At 60.0% G+C, this 18,816-nt stretch carries 17 protein-coding genes; 10 read left to right on the forward strand and 7 right to left on the reverse strand.

The genetic code is table 11. The annotated features are described in order from the left end of the window. Window positions 1-141 precede the first annotated feature (141 nt). The 5 genes from JVX98_RS28595 (at window position 142) to JVX98_RS28615 (ending at window position 7,799) form a co-directional block, all read left to right on the forward strand. A complete protein-coding gene (locus JVX98_RS28595) occupies window positions 142-696 on the forward strand; it encodes a biliverdin-producing heme oxygenase (protein WP_192448982.1) in 555 nt (184 codons plus the stop codon). Next, complete coding sequence (locus JVX98_RS28600; protein WP_205239841.1) at window positions 638-3,244, forward strand: HWE histidine kinase domain-containing protein; 2,607 nt, start codon at window positions 638-640, stop codon at window positions 3,242-3,244. The genes JVX98_RS28595 and JVX98_RS28600 overlap by 59 nt, the downstream gene beginning before the upstream one ends. Window positions 3,245-3,273: 29 nt before the next feature. After that, complete coding sequence (locus JVX98_RS28605) at window positions 3,274-5,415, forward strand: response regulator (protein ID WP_205239842.1); 2,142 nt, start codon at window positions 3,274-3,276, stop codon at window positions 5,413-5,415. A gap of 360 nt (window positions 5,416-5,775) precedes the next feature. Next, on the forward strand, window positions 5,776-6,408 hold the full coding sequence (locus JVX98_RS28610) for a BA14K family protein (protein ID WP_205239843.1): 633 nt from the start codon (window positions 5,776-5,778) through the stop codon (window positions 6,406-6,408). 155 nt (window positions 6,409-6,563) lie between these two features. Continuing rightward, window positions 6,564-7,799: an FAD-binding oxidoreductase gene (locus tag JVX98_RS28615; RefSeq protein WP_205239844.1), complete on the forward strand. Its 1,236-nt coding sequence runs from the start codon at window positions 6,564-6,566 to the stop codon at window positions 7,797-7,799. A gap of 76 nt (window positions 7,800-7,875) precedes the next feature. Here the strand turns inward: JVX98_RS28615 and JVX98_RS28620 are convergent, their stop codons facing one another. From JVX98_RS28620 to JVX98_RS28635, 4 genes are all read right to left on the reverse strand, one after another. Beyond that, window positions 7,876-8,082 (reverse strand): CsbD family protein, encoded by a 207-nt coding sequence (locus JVX98_RS28620; RefSeq protein WP_043621574.1) that lies wholly within the window; start codon window positions 8,080-8,082, stop codon window positions 7,876-7,878. Window positions 8,083-8,435: 353 nt separating this feature from the next. Beyond that, window positions 8,436-9,035, reverse strand: a complete 600-nt coding sequence (locus JVX98_RS28625; RefSeq protein ID WP_043621578.1) for a general stress protein — start codon at window positions 9,033-9,035, stop codon at window positions 8,436-8,438. Between the two features lie 22 nt (window positions 9,036-9,057). Continuing rightward, entirely contained in the window at window positions 9,058-9,378 is a 321-nt protein-coding gene (locus JVX98_RS28630; protein ID WP_192448987.1) for a PepSY domain-containing protein, read from the reverse strand. Window positions 9,379-9,536: 158 nt separating this feature from the next. After that, complete coding sequence (locus JVX98_RS28635; RefSeq protein WP_043621874.1) at window positions 9,537-9,788, reverse strand: hypothetical protein; 252 nt, start codon at window positions 9,786-9,788, stop codon at window positions 9,537-9,539. Window positions 9,789-10,063: 275 nt separating this feature from the next. Here JVX98_RS28635 and JVX98_RS32385 point away from each other — a divergent pair, with 275 nt between their 5' ends. Continuing rightward, complete coding sequence (locus tag JVX98_RS32385; protein ID WP_246765105.1) at window positions 10,064-10,258, forward strand: putative zinc-binding metallopeptidase; 195 nt, start codon at window positions 10,064-10,066, stop codon at window positions 10,256-10,258. A gap of 229 nt (window positions 10,259-10,487) precedes the next feature. Here JVX98_RS32385 and JVX98_RS28645 read toward each other — a convergent pair whose 3' ends face one another. From JVX98_RS28645 to JVX98_RS28655, 3 genes are all read right to left on the reverse strand, one after another. After that, on the reverse strand, window positions 10,488-10,934 hold the full coding sequence (locus tag JVX98_RS28645; protein ID WP_205239845.1) for a pyridoxamine 5'-phosphate oxidase family protein: 447 nt from the start codon (window positions 10,932-10,934) through the stop codon (window positions 10,488-10,490). Between the two features lie 85 nt (window positions 10,935-11,019). After that, window positions 11,020-11,427 (reverse strand): TIGR02588 family protein, encoded by a 408-nt coding sequence (locus tag JVX98_RS28650; RefSeq protein ID WP_205239846.1) that lies wholly within the window; start codon window positions 11,425-11,427, stop codon window positions 11,020-11,022. An 8-nt stretch (window positions 11,428-11,435) separates the two neighbouring features. Then, on the reverse strand, window positions 11,436-12,293 hold the full coding sequence (locus JVX98_RS28655) for a TIGR02587 family membrane protein (protein WP_205239847.1): 858 nt from the start codon (window positions 12,291-12,293) through the stop codon (window positions 11,436-11,438). A gap of 273 nt (window positions 12,294-12,566) precedes the next feature. On the opposite strand from JVX98_RS28655, the gene JVX98_RS28660 reads away from it, so the two are divergent. The 4 genes from JVX98_RS28660 (at window position 12,567) to JVX98_RS28675 (ending at window position 18,809) form a co-directional block, all read left to right on the forward strand. Beyond that, window positions 12,567-13,592 (forward strand): PAS domain S-box protein, encoded by a 1,026-nt coding sequence (locus tag JVX98_RS28660; RefSeq protein ID WP_205239848.1) that lies wholly within the window; start codon window positions 12,567-12,569, stop codon window positions 13,590-13,592. Window positions 13,593-13,963: 371 nt separating this feature from the next. Then, window positions 13,964-17,410 carry a response regulator gene (locus JVX98_RS28665; RefSeq protein ID WP_205239849.1) on the forward strand — a complete coding sequence of 1,149 codons (3,447 nt, stop codon included), beginning with the start codon at window positions 13,964-13,966 and terminating at the stop codon, window positions 17,408-17,410. After that, window positions 17,407-18,246 (forward strand): protein-glutamate O-methyltransferase CheR, encoded by an 840-nt coding sequence (locus JVX98_RS28670; RefSeq protein ID WP_246765107.1) that lies wholly within the window; start codon window positions 17,407-17,409, stop codon window positions 18,244-18,246. The genes JVX98_RS28665 and JVX98_RS28670 overlap by 4 nt, the downstream gene beginning before the upstream one ends. Then, complete coding sequence (locus JVX98_RS28675) at window positions 18,243-18,809, forward strand: chemotaxis protein CheB (protein WP_043621596.1); 567 nt, start codon at window positions 18,243-18,245, stop codon at window positions 18,807-18,809. The genes JVX98_RS28670 and JVX98_RS28675 overlap by 4 nt, the downstream gene beginning before the upstream one ends. Window positions 18,810-18,816 lie beyond the last annotated feature (7 nt).

Raw genomic sequence — 18,816 nt, forward strand, 5'->3', positions numbered from 1 at the left:
CTCGCCCCTTGCAGCTATCCCTCGAAAATTGAAGGCAATTCCCTTGTCGCAGTCATGGTGATGCCCTAGTTCCTGATGCGATTTTCGGTTTTTCGCACGTGCTGCGAAACAGGCAGTATCTTATGATTGGGCGGAGGGTGCATGCGCGGCAATGAACGCGTTGAATTGAGGAGCAGGACGCGGGAAGCGCATCAGCGGGTAGATGCTGCGGTCGGCACGCTTAGCACCCTTGAGGATTATCGTCGCTACGTGGCGCACGTTTTGCCGTTTCGTGTGACAATGGACGAAGCTCTGCAGAACGTCTCCTGGCCTGAAGGCTGGAATTGGCAGCCGTCCGCGGTTGCAGAGTTGCTCGCTCAGGATGCGCGCGATCTCGGCGTGCCGCCGGTCCGCCATGCGGAGCCTGATTTCGATCTTTCCGATCCAAGCGCACTGCTCGGTGCTCTCTATGTGGTGGAAGGGTCGTCTCTCGGCGCGCGGGTGTTGCGTCAAAGGGCGTTGAAGCTTGGGCTCGATGAAACCTTTGGTGCGAGGCACCTTGTTTCGATGGCAAGTGACACGACCCGGTGGCCATCGTTCCTTTCCCTCCTCGAGGGAACACCTAATTATGATGTCGGGCGGTCCGTGGTCGCGGCAAATGCCGTGTTCGCGCTCGCCCTTAGTTGCTTTGAAAGTACGTCCCTTGCCGCCAGCTGAACCCGTAAACCTTGAGACTTGCGACAGGGAGCCCATTCATATTCCCGGCAGCATCCAGCCGCACGGCTGTCTTGTGGCCTGCGACATCGGTTTCACGAGGATTGAGCGGATGTCGGCCAACGCTGCCGAAATGCTCGCCTGGGACGACGATCTGCTCGGGCGCCAGCTTGCCGACGTGCTCGGTCCGAAACTGTTGCATGATCTGCGCAATGCGCTTGCGGCCGCGGGGGCGGCTTCACGCCCGGCCCTCATGCTCGACGTCGCTTTTGGCGACCGCGTGTTCGACATTGCCGTCCATCTGCACAAGTCGGCCGTCATCATCGAATTCGAGCCGGCCCCGTCTATCGGTCAACCCTTGCATATTGCGCGCGAGATGATCGGCCGCATCAAGGACCTTACCGACGTTGACCGTCTTGTGCAGCGCGCTTGCCGGATCGTTGCCGGTACGATTGGCTATGACCGCGTGATGATCTACCGCTTCGAGCAGGACGGATCCGGCAAGGTGGTCAGCGAGGCGAAACGGGCCGACCTTGAAAGTTTTCTCGGCCAGTATTTTCCAGCAAGCGACATCCCGCAGCAGGCGCGTGCGCTCTATCTGAAGAACACCATTCGCGTCATCTCAGACGCAAGCGGCGCCCGCGTCCCCGTCGAGCCGGTCCTGGACGGATCGGGCGAGCCGTTGGACCTCAGTTTCGCGCATCTTCGCAGCGTCTCGCCCATCCATTGCGAATACTTGCGCAACATGGGCGTCGCTGCGTCGATGTCGATTTCGGTTGTTCTGGACGGCCAGCTCTGGGGGTTGATCGCCTGCCATCACTATTCGCCGCGCGCACTGCCGATGGCCCAGCGCGTCGCTCTCGAAGTGTTCGGCGAATTTTTCTCGCTGCACCTGAAATCTCTGAAGGAACGGCGTCGGGTGGCGGCCGTCGCCGGCACACGCCAAGCGCTCGACCGCTTTCTCATTCTGTCGTCCCATCACGAGGATGTCGGGGAACTGCTGCGCCAGAGTCTGCGTGAATTCTCGCAGTTGCTGGCAAACGACGGTATCGGCGTCATGGTCGACGGCAAATGGGCGGGGATCGGCACCGCTCCGCCGGACGAAGAAAGAGCCGCCCTTCTGGACTTCATCCGCACCGTCAGCGAAGGCCGCGTCTGGGCGACGCACGCCCTGTCTCAGAGATTCCCGGAGGCTTCGGCCTACAGCGAGCGGCTTTCAGGCGTTCTGGCCATTCCCCTTTCGCAGACCGGCTCGGATTGCCTGCTGTTCTTTCGCAAGGAGTTAGTCCAGACCCTCAACTGGGCTGGAAACCCTGAAAAAACCTATGAGGCAGGTCCTCTCGGCGACCGCCTCACGCCGCGCAAGAGCTTTGCGATCTGGAAGGAAACGGTCAAGGCGCAGGCGCAGCCATGGTCGGAGGCCGAACGCGAAATCGCCGAGATCGTCCGGGTCGCAATTGTCGAGGTGGTGCTGCGGCACAACGAGCTGATGGCGGGTGAGCGGCGCAAGTCCGAGGTTCGGCAGCGGATGCTGAACCAGGAGCTGAGCCATCGCGTCAAGAACATCCTCGCTGTCATCAAGTCGCTGGTGACGAGCCCGCAGCAGCACAAGAATTCGCTCGAAGAGTATGTCTCGACCCTGCAAGGTCGCATCGAGGCGCTCGCCGTCGCGCATGACCAGGTGGTGCGCGGCGATGGTGGCGGCATACTCGCTGACCTGCTTGAGGCAGAGCTTCAGCCTTACCGGACAAAGCTGTCGACAATCACGCTCGAAGGTCCTGCCGTCTGGCTCGACAGCCGTGCCTTTTCGGTAATGGCGCTGGTGTTTCACGAGTTGGCGACCAATGCCGCCAAATACGGCGCGCTTTCGGTGACGGCTGGCGAAGTGGAGGTGCGCTGGACGATGACCGGCCAGGATTGCGACGTCTCCTGGCGCGAGCGAAACGGTCCTCTCGTCACTCTCCCGTCGCGCAGGGGCTTCGGCAGCGCGCTCATCGAGCGCAGCGTTCCCTACGATCTTCATGGACGCAGCTCCGTCCGCTTCGAACCATCAGGGCTTGAGGCAGAGTTCAGCATCCCGTCCCCACACGTCAAACTCACCGGGTCAGATCCGACAATGGCAACATACATGGTCGGCACCGCCGCCCCAGAACAGAGCGGCCTTGTCCGTGCAAACCCCAGGATCATGATCGTCGAAGATCAGATGCTCATCGCGCTTGATCTCGAGGCAATGTTGTCGGACGAAGGGTTCTCGGAGGTCTCGACCGCGAGCTCTGTCCAGCAGGGCATGGCACATATCGAAAGAGCTGCTCCGGAGCTGGCGATCCTCGATATCAATCTCGGTCAGACCAATTCGTTCGGGATCGCCGCCGAGCTCATGCGCAGGGGCATCCCATTCGTGTTTGCGACGGGCTATGGTGAGGGTGCGGATCTGCCGCCTGAACTCGTTGGCGTGTCGATCGTGCGCAAGCCATACAGTCGAAGTGCCATGGTCGGAGCACTTTCACTGCTGTGGGACGAGACCCATCGGGATGCGCGCAAAGCGCAGTGACGCGAGCGAGGGAAGGAAAGACTAAATCGATGTCCGACATCCAATCGTTGTCTCGCGAGCAACTCGAAGAAGAGATCCTGGGGTTGAGGGCCTTGCTGCAGGAAGGTGTCAGCGAGAAGAAGGCTGACGCCGGCGATGATGCGCGCGAGGCACGCTACCGTGCGCTGTTCGAGGCAATTGACGACGGATTCTGTATTATCGGCTTCATCGACGGACCACATGGCCCGCTCAGCGATTACGTGCACCTCGAAGCCAATTCCGGCTATGGGCGACACACAGGCATCTCGAACATCATCGGCAAGCGGCTTCGCGAAATCGAGCCCGATAACGCCGATGTCTGGCTGGATATCTACGGCAGCGTGTTGCGCACTGGCAAACCGGTGCGCTTCGAGCAGGAGTTCCAGTCGGTCGCCAGGCACATCGAGGTTTCCGCCACGCGCATTGAGCCGGAAGGCCTGCGTCAGGTTGCGGTGCTGTTTCGCGACGTGACGCAAAGAAAGAAAGCCGAAGCGGCGTTGCGCGAGAGCGAAAGCTACGCGCGCGACAACGTCCAGCGCGTGCAGATGGCGATGGCGGCAGGGGCGATCATCGGCACGTGGCTCTGGGACGTGCCTTCCGACCGCTTCACCGTCGACGAAGCATTCGCGGCTGCATTTGGGTTCGATCCGGGGCAGGGGCGTTCGGGTCTCAGCCTTGCCGATATCGTCGGCGCCGTTCACCCGGACGACCAGGAACGGGTCACCGCCTCCGTCAAAAACGCCCTGGCAAAAGGCGGAGCCTATGCCCAACAATACCGGACCCGCCGCGAGGACGGGTCATATCGCTGGCTCGAGGCGAACGGTCGCGTAGAATGCAGCAGCGACGGTGTTGCGCTCAAATTTCCCGGCGTCCTTATCGATATCGAGGAACGGCGCGCCGTCGAGGCCGAACGTGACGATGCCCTTGCGGCCCTGCGCACCCTCAACGAGACGCTGGAACAACGGGTAGAGGAACGCACCGCGGCACTGGTTCAGGCTGAAGACGCCCTGCGCCAGGCGCAAAAGATGGAGGCCGTCGGACAACTGACCGGTGGGCTGGCGCACGACTTCAACAACATCCTCGCCGGTATCAGCGGCAGCCTCGACCTGATGAAAACGCGGCTGGCCCAGGGCCGCGTGAGTGAAATCGATCGTTACATGACGGGCGCACAAGGAGCGGTGAAACGGGCCGCCGGCCTAACCCAGCGCCTCCTTGCTTTTTCCCGCAGGCAGACGCTCGATCCCAAGCCGTCGGACATCAATCGCATCGTTGCGGGCATGCAGGACTTGATCAGTCGCAGCGTCGGCCCTGGGGTGGCGGTCGAAACGGTCGGGGCCGGAGGACTGTGGACGGCCTTCGTCGATGTCGGCCAGCTCGAGAACGCTCTGCTCAATCTTTGCATCAATGCCCGCGACGCGATGCCGGATGGTGGGCGCTTGACGATCGAGACGGGTAACCGATGGCTCGACGAACGCGCAGCGGCAGAACGGGGATTGCTGCCGGGGCAATATGTTTCCTTGTGCGTCAGCGACACCGGAACCGGAATGTCGCCCGATGTGGTCGCCCGCGCCTTTGATCCGTTCTTCACGACGAAGCCGATCGGCCAGGGTACGGGGCTCGGCCTTTCCATGGTCTACGGATTTGCCGGCCAGTCCGGTGGTGCCGTGCGCATCTATTCCGAGGTGGGCAAGGGCACGATGATCTGCATCTATTTGCCCCGCCACGCGGCCGAAGACCATAGCCCCGACATGCCAGTCGAAGCGGGGCCTGCGCCTGCGGCGTCCGGCGTGCACACCATCCTGGTCGTGGACGACGAGCCTCTGGTCAGGATGGTCGCGGTCGAAATCCTCGAAGAGCTGGGCTACGAGGTGCTGGAGGCGAGCGACGGTCCTTCTGCCCTTAAGATACTGGACGCACGCCCCACCATCGATCTTCTGGTTACCGACGTCGGGCTGCCGAATGGCATGAACGGACGGCAGCTTGCCGATGCGGTGCGCGTCCAGCGTCCCGGTCTTAACGTGCTCTTCGTCACAGGGTACGCGGAGAACGCAGTGCTCAACCACGGGCACCTCGACCATGGTATGGAAGTGGTCACGAAACCCTTCACCGCTGATGTGCTGGCGCGGCGGGTCGAAAGCTTGATCCGCCAATAAAATTTATTGGCGGGTCGAAAGCTTGATCCGCCAATAAAAGCAGACCTGGCGCGCCAGGCGTCCTTGCATTTCACTGGTGGATCGCCGACTGCGCGCAGTCGGTCGACAAGGCCGCATCGCCAAGTCCGCGCTTTTCGGGATTTCAAAGCGCTCGATCAGCCCCATTCTGGTCAAGCTGCGCCCTTGGTCTGAATTTCATCCGACGAACGACGGAAGCGGGAACAAAAAATCGGCCACGGCATTTAGCTGTCGGCGACCACGGTCGTCGCGGCAAGGCATTTTCGTTGGAAATTCAATCGTTTTCCGATTTTGCGCCGATACCAACAAGCATTCCCAGTGGCGGACGGAGGGGGCAAGACCATGAAAGCGATAGGATCGCTGGCATTTGGCATCGCGTTGTCGGTTTGCGCCAGCGCCGCGGCTGCATCGGTGGCCTCACTCGTGCTGGCGGAGCCCACCGAACGTCCTCTGCTCAAGGCGGCTTCAGCTCCAGACCTTTGGACCGCAACGCCGGTGCGGATCGATCGGAGCCAGCAGAACTACGAGCGTTTGCCGCCCGTCTATTCCAGCTACGTTACGAACGCGGTTTCAGTAAAGCTAACGTCGCGGCGTATGGCAACCACCGCTCCAAAATGGGCGTCCTCTCGTGCCGGCCTCTCGACCGCCCACCTCGATTGGTGCTCGAGCCGCTACAAGTCCTATGACCCAGAAACCAACGCGTACCGTGCGTATGGCGGGCAAATGCGAGCGTGCCGGTCGCCCTACGCGGCCGGCCATCCGACGAACGAGAGCCGGACGGCGCAAATCAATCGGCGGTTTGTGGGCTACGCGACGGCCGATCTGCGCATAGCATCGTGCGCCCGCTATCAGTCGTATCGCGCCGCTGACAACTCCTACCAGCCATACAGCGGTCCTCGCAGGCCTTGCCTGCATCCATCCCAAGACGCGCGTCTCGAAGCGAGCAACGGCGTGTTGCCCGTGTCAGGGCGATGAGCGGCCCGCGCTGTTATCTGCGGCACGAACACTTGTCGGCGGGGCTCCTCTCTTCCGGGCGTTGCGACGCCAGCGGCATGCAAGGGATCCGGAAATGTACAAAGCCCAAAGCGGAATGAGGCGCATTCGTCCGGCTATGCGCCATCTACCGGAACATGGAGACGCCCCAGTTGGAGGAGATTACACGAAAGCGCAAACTGCGGGCCAACCGGCCGCTGTGGTCCAACACGCCTCATATCAAGGTTACCGCGCAAAGTCGGATCTGCGCCGACAACGTCGACGTGCTGATCGTCGGCGCGGGCATCGGTGGAGCGCTCATGGCATTGGCCCTTGCCAAGCGAAACATGAAAATTCTCGTCGTCGACCGCCGCGGGCCGGGGAAGGGCAGTACCTTGGCGAGCACCGCAATGATCCAGCACGAGATCGATGTGCCGCTCCACCGGCTCACCACGATGATTGGACAGGACAAGGCGCGGCGGGCTTGGCAACGCTCGGCAAAAGCGGTTGAAACACTGATCACGCTTGTCGACACTCTCGGGATCGACTGTCGCCTTGAAAGGAAGAAGTCTCTCTATTTGTCCGGCAATGACTATGGTGCCCGAGCGCTTCGCCTGGAAGCCGACGCGCGGCAGACCGCCGGCATTTCAGCAAGGTTTCTCAAGTCCGCTTGCTTGCGCGACGAGTTCGGTCTCAATCGCACCGCGGCAATCGAGTCCGATGTTTCTGCAGCCGCCAATCCGGCGCAATTGACAGCCGGGTTGTGGCATAAAGTACAGGATGACGGCGTCTCGCTCGTTGCCGATACCGAAATCACGGATGTTCGCAGCGTTGGCGAATGGAACGCTGTCGCGACCTCGAAAGGTGAAATCATCCAGGCCAGGCACGTTGTGTTTTGCACAGGCTACGAGTTTCTCGACGCCGTGGCCGACCAAGGCCATCGCATGGTATCCACCTGGGCTCTTGCGACCAAGCCGCATCACCCGCGGCCTGACTGGCTCAAGAACCATGTCGTTTGGGAAGCATCCGATCCCTACCTCTATTTTCGCTCGACGATGGATGGTCGTCTGATTGTTGGCGGGGAGGACGAAGAAAGTGACACGGCCTTTGCCGACCCTTCAAAGCTCAAGTCGAAATCCAAGACCTTGCGCGCAAAGCTGTCAGCGCTCCTGGACGTAGAAATTGGCGAACCGGACTACCTTTGGGCTGCGCCCTTTGGCACCACCGCTGACGGCTTGCCGATCATCGGAGCCGTTCCAGGTTTCAACAATGTCTATGCTGTGATGGGTTACGGGGGAAATGGCATCACCTACAGCCAGATCGCTGCCGAGATCGTGTCGTCAGCTATTCTGGGCCACCGCGATCCGGACAGCGAACTGTTCGCTTTTCGCTGAGTTCGACGCCGGACCCCAAATCAAAAAGGCCGCCGGAACGGCGACCTTGAAAGCTAAAGCACGAGCGCATCTTGGCTCAATGGAAGCGCTGGTTTGAATACCAGTCGTCGATGTCTTTCTTTGCCTGATCCTTGGCATATCCATAGCGCTCCTGGATCTTGCCTTCGAGCTGCTCACGCTTGCCGTTGATCTGGTCGAGGTCGTCGTCTGTCAGTTTTCCCCACTGCTCCTTGACCTTGCCCTTGATCTGCTTCCAGTTTCCTTCGACACGGTTCCAATCCATCGAGGACACTCCATTGTTGTTTCAGGTACATTTCTGAAACGACTGAACCTTGCAGTTGTTCCGTTTTTTGTCGAAGTTGTCGTGGGCAAAGCGGTGGGGTCGGTCGACGAGGCCTGGTCGGCAAGATGGTCGATAAAATGCTGCGGCCAGGCAGCAGATGCTGCGCGCAAACTCGACATCTGGGGAGGGGATTCGTACCTGGGAGGGGCTCGATCTTTATCACGGGGAGTAAATCGGGCGAGGGGGCCTGAGGAAGAACAAGGTGCCTTCGGCCGACAAAGTTATCCGTTGCCAGCGGACCATGCTGGCAACGGAGGAGCTTAACACACCGAGAAGATATCCAGAAAAAGGCGTCAGAGCCTGTAGCGCCGGCGTTCTTCTTCGACCTCGTCGGCCGTGTAGGGGGCGAGCGTCGGGTCAAAGCGGCGCCAGCCTTGTTCGGCATAGGACGCTCGGCGCTGCACCGGGTCGACCCAGCTACCGCGCCGCAGGATCGCTTCCGCATCCGCCTGGAGCGCGTCGTCGACCCGTGCCGTGACGACGGCGCCACCGCGGCGTACGCCCTCGGCATAGACATGGGCGTGTTCTTCCGAAACGCCCGAATCCGTCATCGCACCGATGATGCCGCCGGCGGCGCCACCGGCAACCGCGCCGGCCGCCGCACCAGCTGCCGTCGCGGCAAGCCAACCAGCTGCGACCACCGGCCCGACACCCGGAATGGCCATGACCCCGAGACCGGTCAACAGGCCACCAATGCCCCCGACCGCAGCGCCGACACCGGCGCCCGTGCCGGCGCCTTCGGCAGCATTGCTGTCTTTTTCGCTGCCATAGCGATCGCCGACATTGTTGGAAACAATGCTGATGTCGTCGGAGGGAATGCCGCGATCTTCAAGCGCCGATACTGCGGCGCGGGCGTCGGCATAGTCGTCAAAAAGTCCACTAACGGTTTTCATTGGGATTTCCTCGCTTTTGGAATTAGTTGGCTACAATGTTGCCCTGATAATCGAGGGCGAGTTGCACGGACTTGCCGTCCTTCGATGCGGTTGCGCGCCAGACGCCCTTGTCGTCGAGCTTGAGCCCCGTCACATCGCTGTAGCCGGCCTTTGTGAGCCGATCTTTTGCCTGCGCTTCTGTAAAGCTGTTGGCGCCGGCAACGGGAGCCGTCGGGTTGGTCGTGTCGGGTGTGGCAACCGCAGGCGTATCGCCGTTCGCGGTGGCGGGAGGCGTTGCAGTCTGCGCGAGCGCGCCAATCGTCGATGCGCCGAGGAAGACCGCGGCGAGCAGCAATTTTTTCATGATCTGGTTCCTTGTTTGTGGCCTTCCCGGCCAAGGCGTCTCGATTTGCGGGGACTTAAGGTCCGAGGAGCAAAACCGATTGCGCCCGAATTCATTTCGACTGGCGTTCGGCGGGAGCACTGCGCCTTGGCGCAGTGAGAACCCGTCCGAACGGAATGCTACATGGCGTCCATGCCCTTGATGGCATTGTCGAGATGCGACGTGCACTTCTCCATGTCGTTCGCCATCATGGCATCCCTCGCCATGGTCAATTCCTTCGTGGACTCGATCTTCTTAGCCCCGTCGGAAATCTGTGCGACCTGTTGTTCAGCCTTGGCGATCGAGGCTTCGTCGCAGACGACCTTCTGCTGTGCGAGGACCGGGCTGGCGAACGCCGCGACGAGGGCGAGAGTAACAATCGGTTTCAGCATTGTGATCTTCTCCATGGGCCGATACGACACCGGCCTTCACGGCGATTGAACGGCAGAACGAGCCGATCTGTTCCCTCTTCGGGGCGCCGAAAAACGAAGTTTTTTCAAGGAACTTCCGCGCGTCTTCGGCGTTTGATGCGCGCGCAGCTGTTTTGCCCGATCGATGCAAGAACCTCTGCCAGACGGGCGCCTCTGGACGATGCGCGCCGCCACGATGGCCTTTTATCGGCGCCTTGGGCGGCGCGAGTGGACGTGAGATATGCGCCTCTACCAATTTGCGGGAAAGGAACGACCACGCCGGTCCACCTGTCAACTGGCAAGGCAACTTTATTTCCGCCTACGCAAACAGTGATCCATCTGAAGACATTGCAAAAAGCCCGGCGCACTTGTTTCACATCGTCGACGCGCGAAACGACAAGATCCTTTGGACCGTTGATCGCCACGATGAACTCGAAGCAGAGGGCGACTAACCCTTAAAGGGGGCTCGGCGCAGCAATTGGTCCTTGGGTTCCGGTGGATCTCGCTTCCAACGCCCTCCTAGGGACCATGGGCAAGCGCGCTCCGTTCGTCCTGTTGCCGCCGGTTGTCGTGAAGTTGGACTTTATCGATCGGCGGATTGCTCAGGCGCGCGGGGCCGGCATTGCCGGGTCGTGGTCGTTGTTGCGCGGGTATCGATTTCGCACCCGGCGATCGATTTGCCTAAGGGCCATCTGGCTGGACAGCGATGTTGCCCGCCTCCTCGCCGTCCCAATAGCTGATTTTTGAGGCGTGAACCTTGATCATCAAAAGGCCTGGCGTGTCGACGCCCTGTGGAAACCACCTCTCAAGTTCGGATATCCAATGCTCGGTGAATGTCGTCTTGTCGTCCACGAGCGATGCGCGACCTTCGATGGCAATGAAAATGCCGGGCTTGCCGAGCAGGCTTGGGCGAGCGGTGTACGTCAGTCCGACGTTCGGGTCCGACATGATTTCCCTGATCTTGCGCGATTGTGCGTCGCAGAAGAACCATGTGTCGCCCGCATACTCCACGTCGCCGTTGTTGCTCATAGGACGGCTGGCGATCGTTCCGTCCGCCTTTTTTGTCGACAACATCCCGAAGTCGATGTTTTTCAGGTGATCTGAGATGTCGTTTAGCGTCAGAGTCATTGCCTTGCTCCCATTGGCTGATTCCAGGTTCTAACTGCCACGGCACAAACATGTTCCTTGATGCCAAGCCGACGCGCTTTGATCGCTATGGTTCGCTGAAGCCGGTCGCGAAAAGACGGGACCTGCCCGCGGGGTCGTTGCGAAAGATCAGCCCGCCTCGCGCCGTCGATCGCGCCGGCACATAGTCGAGTGTGGTTTCGACGGTCTCTATGAGGGTGTTTTGATCCGTGATTTCGCCACGCACGACGACGGCCGCCGCCGTTCGGTCGGCTGCATTGTTCACATCGAACATGACCAGATATCCGCCAGCACGCCCCACGCTGTTGACGATGGTCACCGAGAGATCCGGGGGGCCGTCATCCTGTGTTGCTGCCTCATATGCGATCCAGCCAACAAGCGTCATGACCAGGAGCGAGGACACCGCACCGGTCGCCCATTCGATCCAATGCGCCTTGCGATTTTCAACTGAGCCTGGTTTGGGGGACTTCGCCATCATATCACCTAGAGGATGAGCCGCGCGGCCGCCGCGCCGATTGCGCTCGGGAAGGCGAGAACCGTCGTGGCGACAATCGCCTGGGTTGGCTCAAGGCCGTCGAGCCGATGAAACGTCCACAGGCAATAGAGGCTGATCGCAAACGCGATGAGGTAGCCCGGCATTGTGAAGCGGATAAGCGCATGCCAGCCCGGCGTGGTCTCATCGAGTTCATGGCCGCCTGTGAAGGACAAGGCGTAGACGAAGCCATGCATCAGCAGGATCGACGCCAATATGGCGGCAATTGCGTGCCACAGTGACATCTTGAAGGATATCAGGATCATTTCTTCGGTTGGGGCGACGTTGAGACCGAGAAACAGAGCCCCGACGACCATCATGAAAAGTTCGCCGCCGTAGCCATCCCCCCGGGTTTCGCCGATCGGATCCTTCTCGTCCTCGCTGCCTTCGGTTCGTGTCCCCAGTTCGCTGCGGCCAAGCAAGGCGCCGATGCTGGCCGGGACCGCCTGGATAGTGATCATTCCAAGCACTTCGGGCAGTGCCTGGCCGATCTTTAGAACGCCAATGATGAAAAGAACAAAGCCACTCGCCCCGACACCAAGGCAGTATGCAATGCTCGCGTCTCGCAGCGCTTCGCCCCACGTCGATACGTTTTCAAAGCCGATCCGACGCGCAAGGAGGACGAGCAGCGGAATGTTGGCCAGAAGCAGGACCAGCAGCCGGCCGCGGTCGATGTAGAGCCCGAGTTCCCACATTTCCATCGTCAGGAACATGGGCAGCGCAAAAAGCAGCGCGCCGGCAAAGCCCCGTGCCAGGCCCTTCGCGAAGCGGCCATGGTCAAAATCGGCCCGCGTCCTGCCCTTGGTCATCTTTCCCTCTCAAGGCTGGTGTCGGCCTCACAAGAACGCTGCAGCATGTCCTGTTGGCAGAGGTAACGTCGAGAGCCAGCGCCAAGTTCCTGATGCGCCGGCTTGCTCATGCACCCCTGGATACTGGCGGTTCCCTGCGTGCATCGATCAACCGCACCGCGATCGCGCCGAGCCGTCCGCACTGGGCATTGGAACAATAACTACGTCCACGTCTTTCCACCGGGTTGGTAGCCCTTTGAAAAGGGAATGTTCGTGAAGTTGGAGCAGTAAGCGATGCCCTTGGGTTCTTTCGACAAGGAGGGGAGTGAAGATATCTTGCGGGCGAGGCTTGCAGCGATTGTGGAGTCGTCCTTCGACGCCATCGTCAGCAAGGATCTTGATGGTACTGTGCGAACCTGGAACGGCGCTGCTGAGCGCATGTTCGGTTATCCGGCCGAGCAAATGGTCGGGCAATCAATCCTGACGATCATCCCCTCTCATCTTCACGGTGAAGAGAGAGAGTTGCTTCAGCGCCTGCGCAAAGGTGAACGGATTGAACCGTTCGAGACCGTCAGGCAACGCAAGGACGGCAGCTACATAACCGTTTCGCTGACGATCTCCCCGATCCGCAACGCCAAAGGCCGCATCATCGGAGCCTCCAAGGTTGCCCGTGACATCACGGCGGCAAAGGACCGCGAAAGGCGAATTCGCCTGCTCCTGCGGGAGGTCAACCACCGGGTCAAGAACCACTATGCCATCATTCTTTCGATGATCAGGCAAAGCAGGAGCGAAGACACGGAACCTGCGGTCTTCCAGAAGGACCTTGAGAACCGCATCTGGGCCCTTTCGGCATCCCACGACCTGATCGCATCGGCGGATTGGCAAGCAACGGATCTGAGAGGTCTGGTCGAAAAGCAGATCGCGGCGTTTCATGCCGAAGCGTTCTGTCGGATCTCTGGCCCAGGGATAGCACTTGCGCCGGCTGCAATCGAAAATCTTGGCATGGCGATCCACGAGTTGGCCCTGCACTCATCAAAGGGTGGCGTGTTGCGGATGGGCGACGGCACGATTTCGATCACCTGGGCGCTGGCAACGTCTCCGGCGGGCCTTGCCTTCTCAATGATATGGGATGAGCACCTTGGCTCGAAGGATTGCAACTACCAGTTGCCGCACTCAGGGTTTGGCGCGGTCGTGCTGAAGAGGACCGTACCGCAAGCCCTAAACGCAAAGGTAGAATCCGCCCACGGAGATGGATTTGCCCGGTGGCGATTGGTCGGGCCTGCGGAACGCTTCCTGGAGGTGCCGCGCGTTTCTTTGTGAAGCCGCTGCGGTGACAGCCGTGAGGTGTCACCAAAATGTGACATGTGGTGCCTGCCTACAATAACGTCGTGGCCCGGAGATGGAAAAAGAATGAGGGAGCCATAGTTAGAGCTCGAAGTCCCGCATTGCGCGGTTTCAAGGGGGAGGTTTCTGGGAAGATGAGTGAACAAACGGCCGTTTGTTTCAAAAGTTTGTACGCATCGGTGGGCAGTCCTGATATTGCAATATAGAAGCGGTGCGAACCGGTATGGACTGGTTGGATTCGGGCTTCGGCAGGAACCGCCACTGCATGGATGGTCTTTCAATCAGCAATGCAACGTCCGTAAACGGCCGCTGTTCCCCTCAGCAATTGCTTTTTCCCCGGAGTCTGAATGTCCGCGACCGCAACCAGAAGACCGAGCTTGAGTTCGCGCTCGTTCCGAGCGCTTTTGGGCCTGGAACCGGGCGTGGCCCTCGGCTTGGCAGGCACCCTCATCTTTTTTGTCGCAAGTAGCGTCGTTGCCTATCTCAACCTGGAGGCGCTGCAGCGAGGCAACGAGAGGATCGTGCAAACGCACGTGGCCATTGTCTCTCTCGACGAACTGTTGTCGCTTGTTCAGGATGCCGAGACCGGACAGCGTGGCTTTTTGTTGACGAATAGCGGCGGCTATCTTGCTCCCTACAATGCCGCAGTTCGCGCCATCCGGCCGAAGCTCGATCAGATCGGCCAGTTGACGGCCGCCAATCCGGGTCAGAGCCAGCGGCTCGTCGCCCTCCGGCAACATGTGGACGCCAAGCTTGCAGAACTTGGCGAAACCATTGACGTCAGACGGGCCGACGGTCTGGACGCAGCGATCGCGATGGTGAATTCCGATCGCGGTAAGATCGAAATGGATGCCGTGCGCGCGCAAGTCGCGGCAATATCGGGCGCAGAGTTGGAAGTTCGCCTTGATCGGCTGGCTGAAATGGAAAGCGCGCAGAAGACGGCGCGCCTCAGCACTCTGCTTTCTGCTCTTCTCGGCATTGCTTTGACCGCAGCAATCGTCCTCCTCATCCGCAAGGCCACGATCGCCCGCCGCAGGGATGAGTGGCTTCAGGCCGGGCAGGTCGGGTTGGCATCAGCGATGATGGGCGATCAGTCGATCGAGCAGCTGGGCAACAGTATCCTCGACTTTCTGGCGCCATATGCCGGCGCCGTTGCCGGAGCGATCTTCATTCGCGGTGACGGTTCGTTCCAGCGGGCTTGTGTCCGTGGCGTTCCGCCCGAGGCGAACCTGCCAATGACTATTCGGCCTCGCGAAGGTCTCCTGGGCCAAGCGGTTGCGGAAGGGGGGGCAATCGTGGTCGACGATGTCCCGGACGGCTACCTGACCTTCGGTTCCGGGCTTGGGATGGACAAGCCGCGCCATCTCGCGATTCAGACGGGCAAGGTCGACGGGTCGGTGAATTCGGTGATCGAACTCGGCTTTCTAACGCCGATCGACGAGACGATCGTCACCCTTCTTGATCGCGCGTCGGAGGCAATCGCGACTGCCGTGAAGTCAGCAACCTATCGCGGCCAGCTCCACAACCTGCTGGAGGAAACGCAAAGGCAGTCCGAGGAATTGCAGACGCAAAGCGAGGAGTTGCGCGTTTCCAACGAGGAGCTCGAGGAACAGGGGCGGGCGCTGAAGGAATCTCAGGCGCACCTTGAGCAGCAGCAGATTGAACTTGAGCAAAACAATGCTCAGCTGGAAACACAAGCCCAGCGGCTCGAGGTTCAGCGCGATGAACTGGAGCGCGCAAACGTATCGATGTCGGCCAAGGCGAAAGAACTGGAGCAGGCAAGCCGATACAAATCCGACTTCCTTGCCAACATGTCCCACGAGTTGCGCACGCCACTCAACTCTTCGCTGATCCTGGCCAAGCTGCTTGCGGACAATCCAGACGAAAACCTGACCCAGGAGCAGGTGAAGTTCGCCAAGACGATCCAATCCTCGGGCAATGATCTCTTGAACCTGATCAACGATATTCTCGATCTCTCCAAGATCGAGGCCGGGCATGTGGAAATCCGACCGGAAACCGTGTCGCTCGAGCGATTGGCCGGCAACCTGCGCCAGGTGTTTCTGCCGTTGGCGACCGAGAAGAAACTCGGGTTCTCCGTTGAACTTGCTGAGGAATGCCCCGTCAGCATCGAAACCGATCCGCAGCGGCTCGAACAGATCCTCAAGAACTTGATTTCAAACGCGATCAAGTTCACCGAGGCAGGCAAGGTCACCTTGTCGATCGGGCCTGCGGGCGACGGCAAGATCAGCTTCCGCGTCAGCGACACCGGGATCGGGATTGCGCAGGAACACCAGAATGCGATCTTTGACGCGTTTCATCAGGCCGACGGCACGATCAGTCGCAAGTATGGTGGCACCGGCCTCGGCCTTTCCATATCTCGGCAATTGACGCGGCTGTTGGGAGGAGCGATCACGCTTGATAGCCAGGTGGGCAAGGGTAGCACCTTCGCTTTCTCGATCGCTGAGCGATACGAGCCAGCCAAACAAACGCCTCTTGAACCACGCGCGCGTTCGCTCCCGATGGCGGGCACCGCCTCAAAGGTGCCTGCAGCAACGCCAGTGCCGATCCGCCGGATCGATGACGACCGCGACGTTCTGAGCGATACCAGACGTGTGTTGCTGGTCATCGAAGATGACGACACTTTTGCAGCTATCGTTCGCGACCTGTCGAGGGAAATGGGGTTCCAGGCAATTGTCGCGGCAACGGCCGAAGAGGCACTCTCACTTGCCAAGGAGTTCATGCCAAGCGCCATCGTACTCGATATCGGGCTGCCGGACCAATCGGGCCTGGCCGTGCTTGACCGGTTGAAGCATGATGTCTTGACCCGTCATATTCCCATCCATGTCGTGTCGGGCAGCGATCATGCCGAGAGTGCTTACTCTCTCGGGGCCGCGGGCTATGCCATCAAGCCCGTCAATCGAGAAGAGCTGTTGAAAGTTCTGCAAAAACTTGAGGCGCGTTTTACGAAACAGATGCATCGCGTCCTGGTCGTCGAGGACGATCCGGTTCAGCGCGAGGCGGTCGCAAAACTGATCGGTACCCAGGACGTCGAGACGGTGACCGCGAGCACCGCCGCCGAATGCCTTGACCTCCTCAAGCACCAGACTTTCGACTGCATGGTGCTTGACCTGTCGTTGCCTGACGCGTCCGGCTATTCGTTGCTGGAGACGTTGAGTTCGCAGAGCGCCTATGCCTTCCCGCCTGTCATCGTTTACACCGGACGCGAACTCTCGGCGGATGATGAGCAGAAGTTGAGGCGATACTCGAAGTCAATCATCATCAAGGGGGCGAAATCCCCCGAGCGGCTGCTCGATGAAGTGAGCCTGTTCCTGCATCAGGTGATATCGGAACTGCCGGACGAGCAGCAAAAGATGATCCGCAAGGCGCGAAACCGCGATGCGCTTTTGGAGGGCCGTCGCATCCTCGTGGTGGAAGACGATATCCGAAACGTCTACGCGCTGACCAACATTCTTGAACCGCGCGGCGCGATCGTCGAGATCGCCCGCAACGGGCGCGAGGCGCTGGACGCCCTCGAAAAAGCGTCATCTGGCTCAGGGCGCCCGATCGAACTCGTGCTGATGGACGTCATGATGCCCGTTATGGATGGGTTGGTCGCAACCGCCGAGATTCGAAGGAACCCGGCTTGGAGGAAGTTGCCGATCATTGCGCTGACAGCCAAGGCGATGCCGGACGATCAGGAGCGCTGCATCGAAGCTGGCGCGAATGATTACATGGCCAAGCCGCTGGACGTCGACAGACTGCTGTCGCTGGTGCGCGTATGGATGCCCAAATGACCGAAGCCGCCGCGGTTGAAAAGGTGGAAGACATCGAAATCCGGCTGCTGCTGGAAGCGCTGTTTCTCAAATACCACTACGACTTTCGCAACTATGCGTTGGCGTCGATCAAGCGACGGCTGAAGAAGGCCCGCGAACAACTGGGGTTCGAAACTTTCTCGGCGATGCAGGAGGCACTTCTGCACGATCAGGCAATGCTGCCGCAATTGCTGCGCTTTCTGACGGTTCAGGTAAGCGAGATGTTTCGTGACCCCAGTTACTTCCAGGCGATCCGGGAAAAGGTCGTTCCCCACTTGAAGACCTACCCTTCCTTGAAGGTTTGGATTGCTGGCTGCAGCAGCGGCGAGGAGCTTTACTCGCTTGTTATCCTGTTTCGGGAAGAAGGCCTCGAAGATCGAACGATCTTCTATGCCACTGACATCAGTCATGAAGCGCTGGAGGCGGCCGAGGCGGGCGTCTATACCCTCGACAGAATACAGCTTTTCACCGAGAACCATCGAAAATCCGGCGGAAAGTCATCGTTGTCGGACTATTATCAGGCGGCGTACGGCAAGGCGCTGTTCGATAAGACCTTGCGCCGCAACGTCGTGTTTTCGGACCACAGCCTGGTTACCGACGCTGTTTTTGCAGAAATGCACCTCATATCGTGCCGCAACGTCATGATCTACTTCGACCGCGCGCTCCAGGACCGAGCCGTGGGTCTTTTCAAGGACTCGCTCGCCCGCAAGGGTTTCCTTGGGCTCGGCGCCAAGGAGAACCTGCGATTTTCCCTTCATGCCGATGCGTTCACGGATTTCGTGCGTGAGGAGAAAATCTACCAAAGGCGTGCCGAATGACGCCCGCAAAAGCCCAAGCAGTGATCATTGGCGCGTCGGCCGGGGCCGTCGAAGCGCTTTCGGCCATCCTGCCGGCGCTGCCGCGCAGCTTCGCGCTGCCCGTGATCGTGGTCGTTCACATTCCATCGGACAGACCGAGCCTTATGGTCGACCTGTTCCGTGCAAAGTGCCTGTTGCCTGTCGAAGAGGCCGAGGACAAGCAGTCGCTCGAGGCCGGCACGATCTATTTTGCGCCGCCGGACTATCATCTGCTCGTGGAAACGGACGGCAACCTGTCCCTCTCTTCGGATGAGCCTGTCCTCTTTTCCCGCCCGTCGATCGACATACTTTTCGAAAGTGCTGCCGATGCCTTCGGGCCGGCTCTTGTCGCGATTGTCCTGACCGGTGCCAATCGTGATGGGGCGGATGGCCTGGCGGCAGTCCATGAAGCAGGCGGGACGGCGATCGTGCAAAACCCTGAAGGCGCCCACGCTCGCGCCATGCCGGAAGCCGCAATCCAGTCTTGCCCGAGCGCTCTTATCCTGACGCTCGATGCCATTGCCGAATACTTGAAAGAGGTCTGAGAATAAT

Origin of the sequence: Ensifer sp. PDNC004, from assembly GCF_016919405.1 — a bacterium.
Lineage (GTDB): Bacteria > Pseudomonadota > Alphaproteobacteria > Rhizobiales > Rhizobiaceae > Ensifer.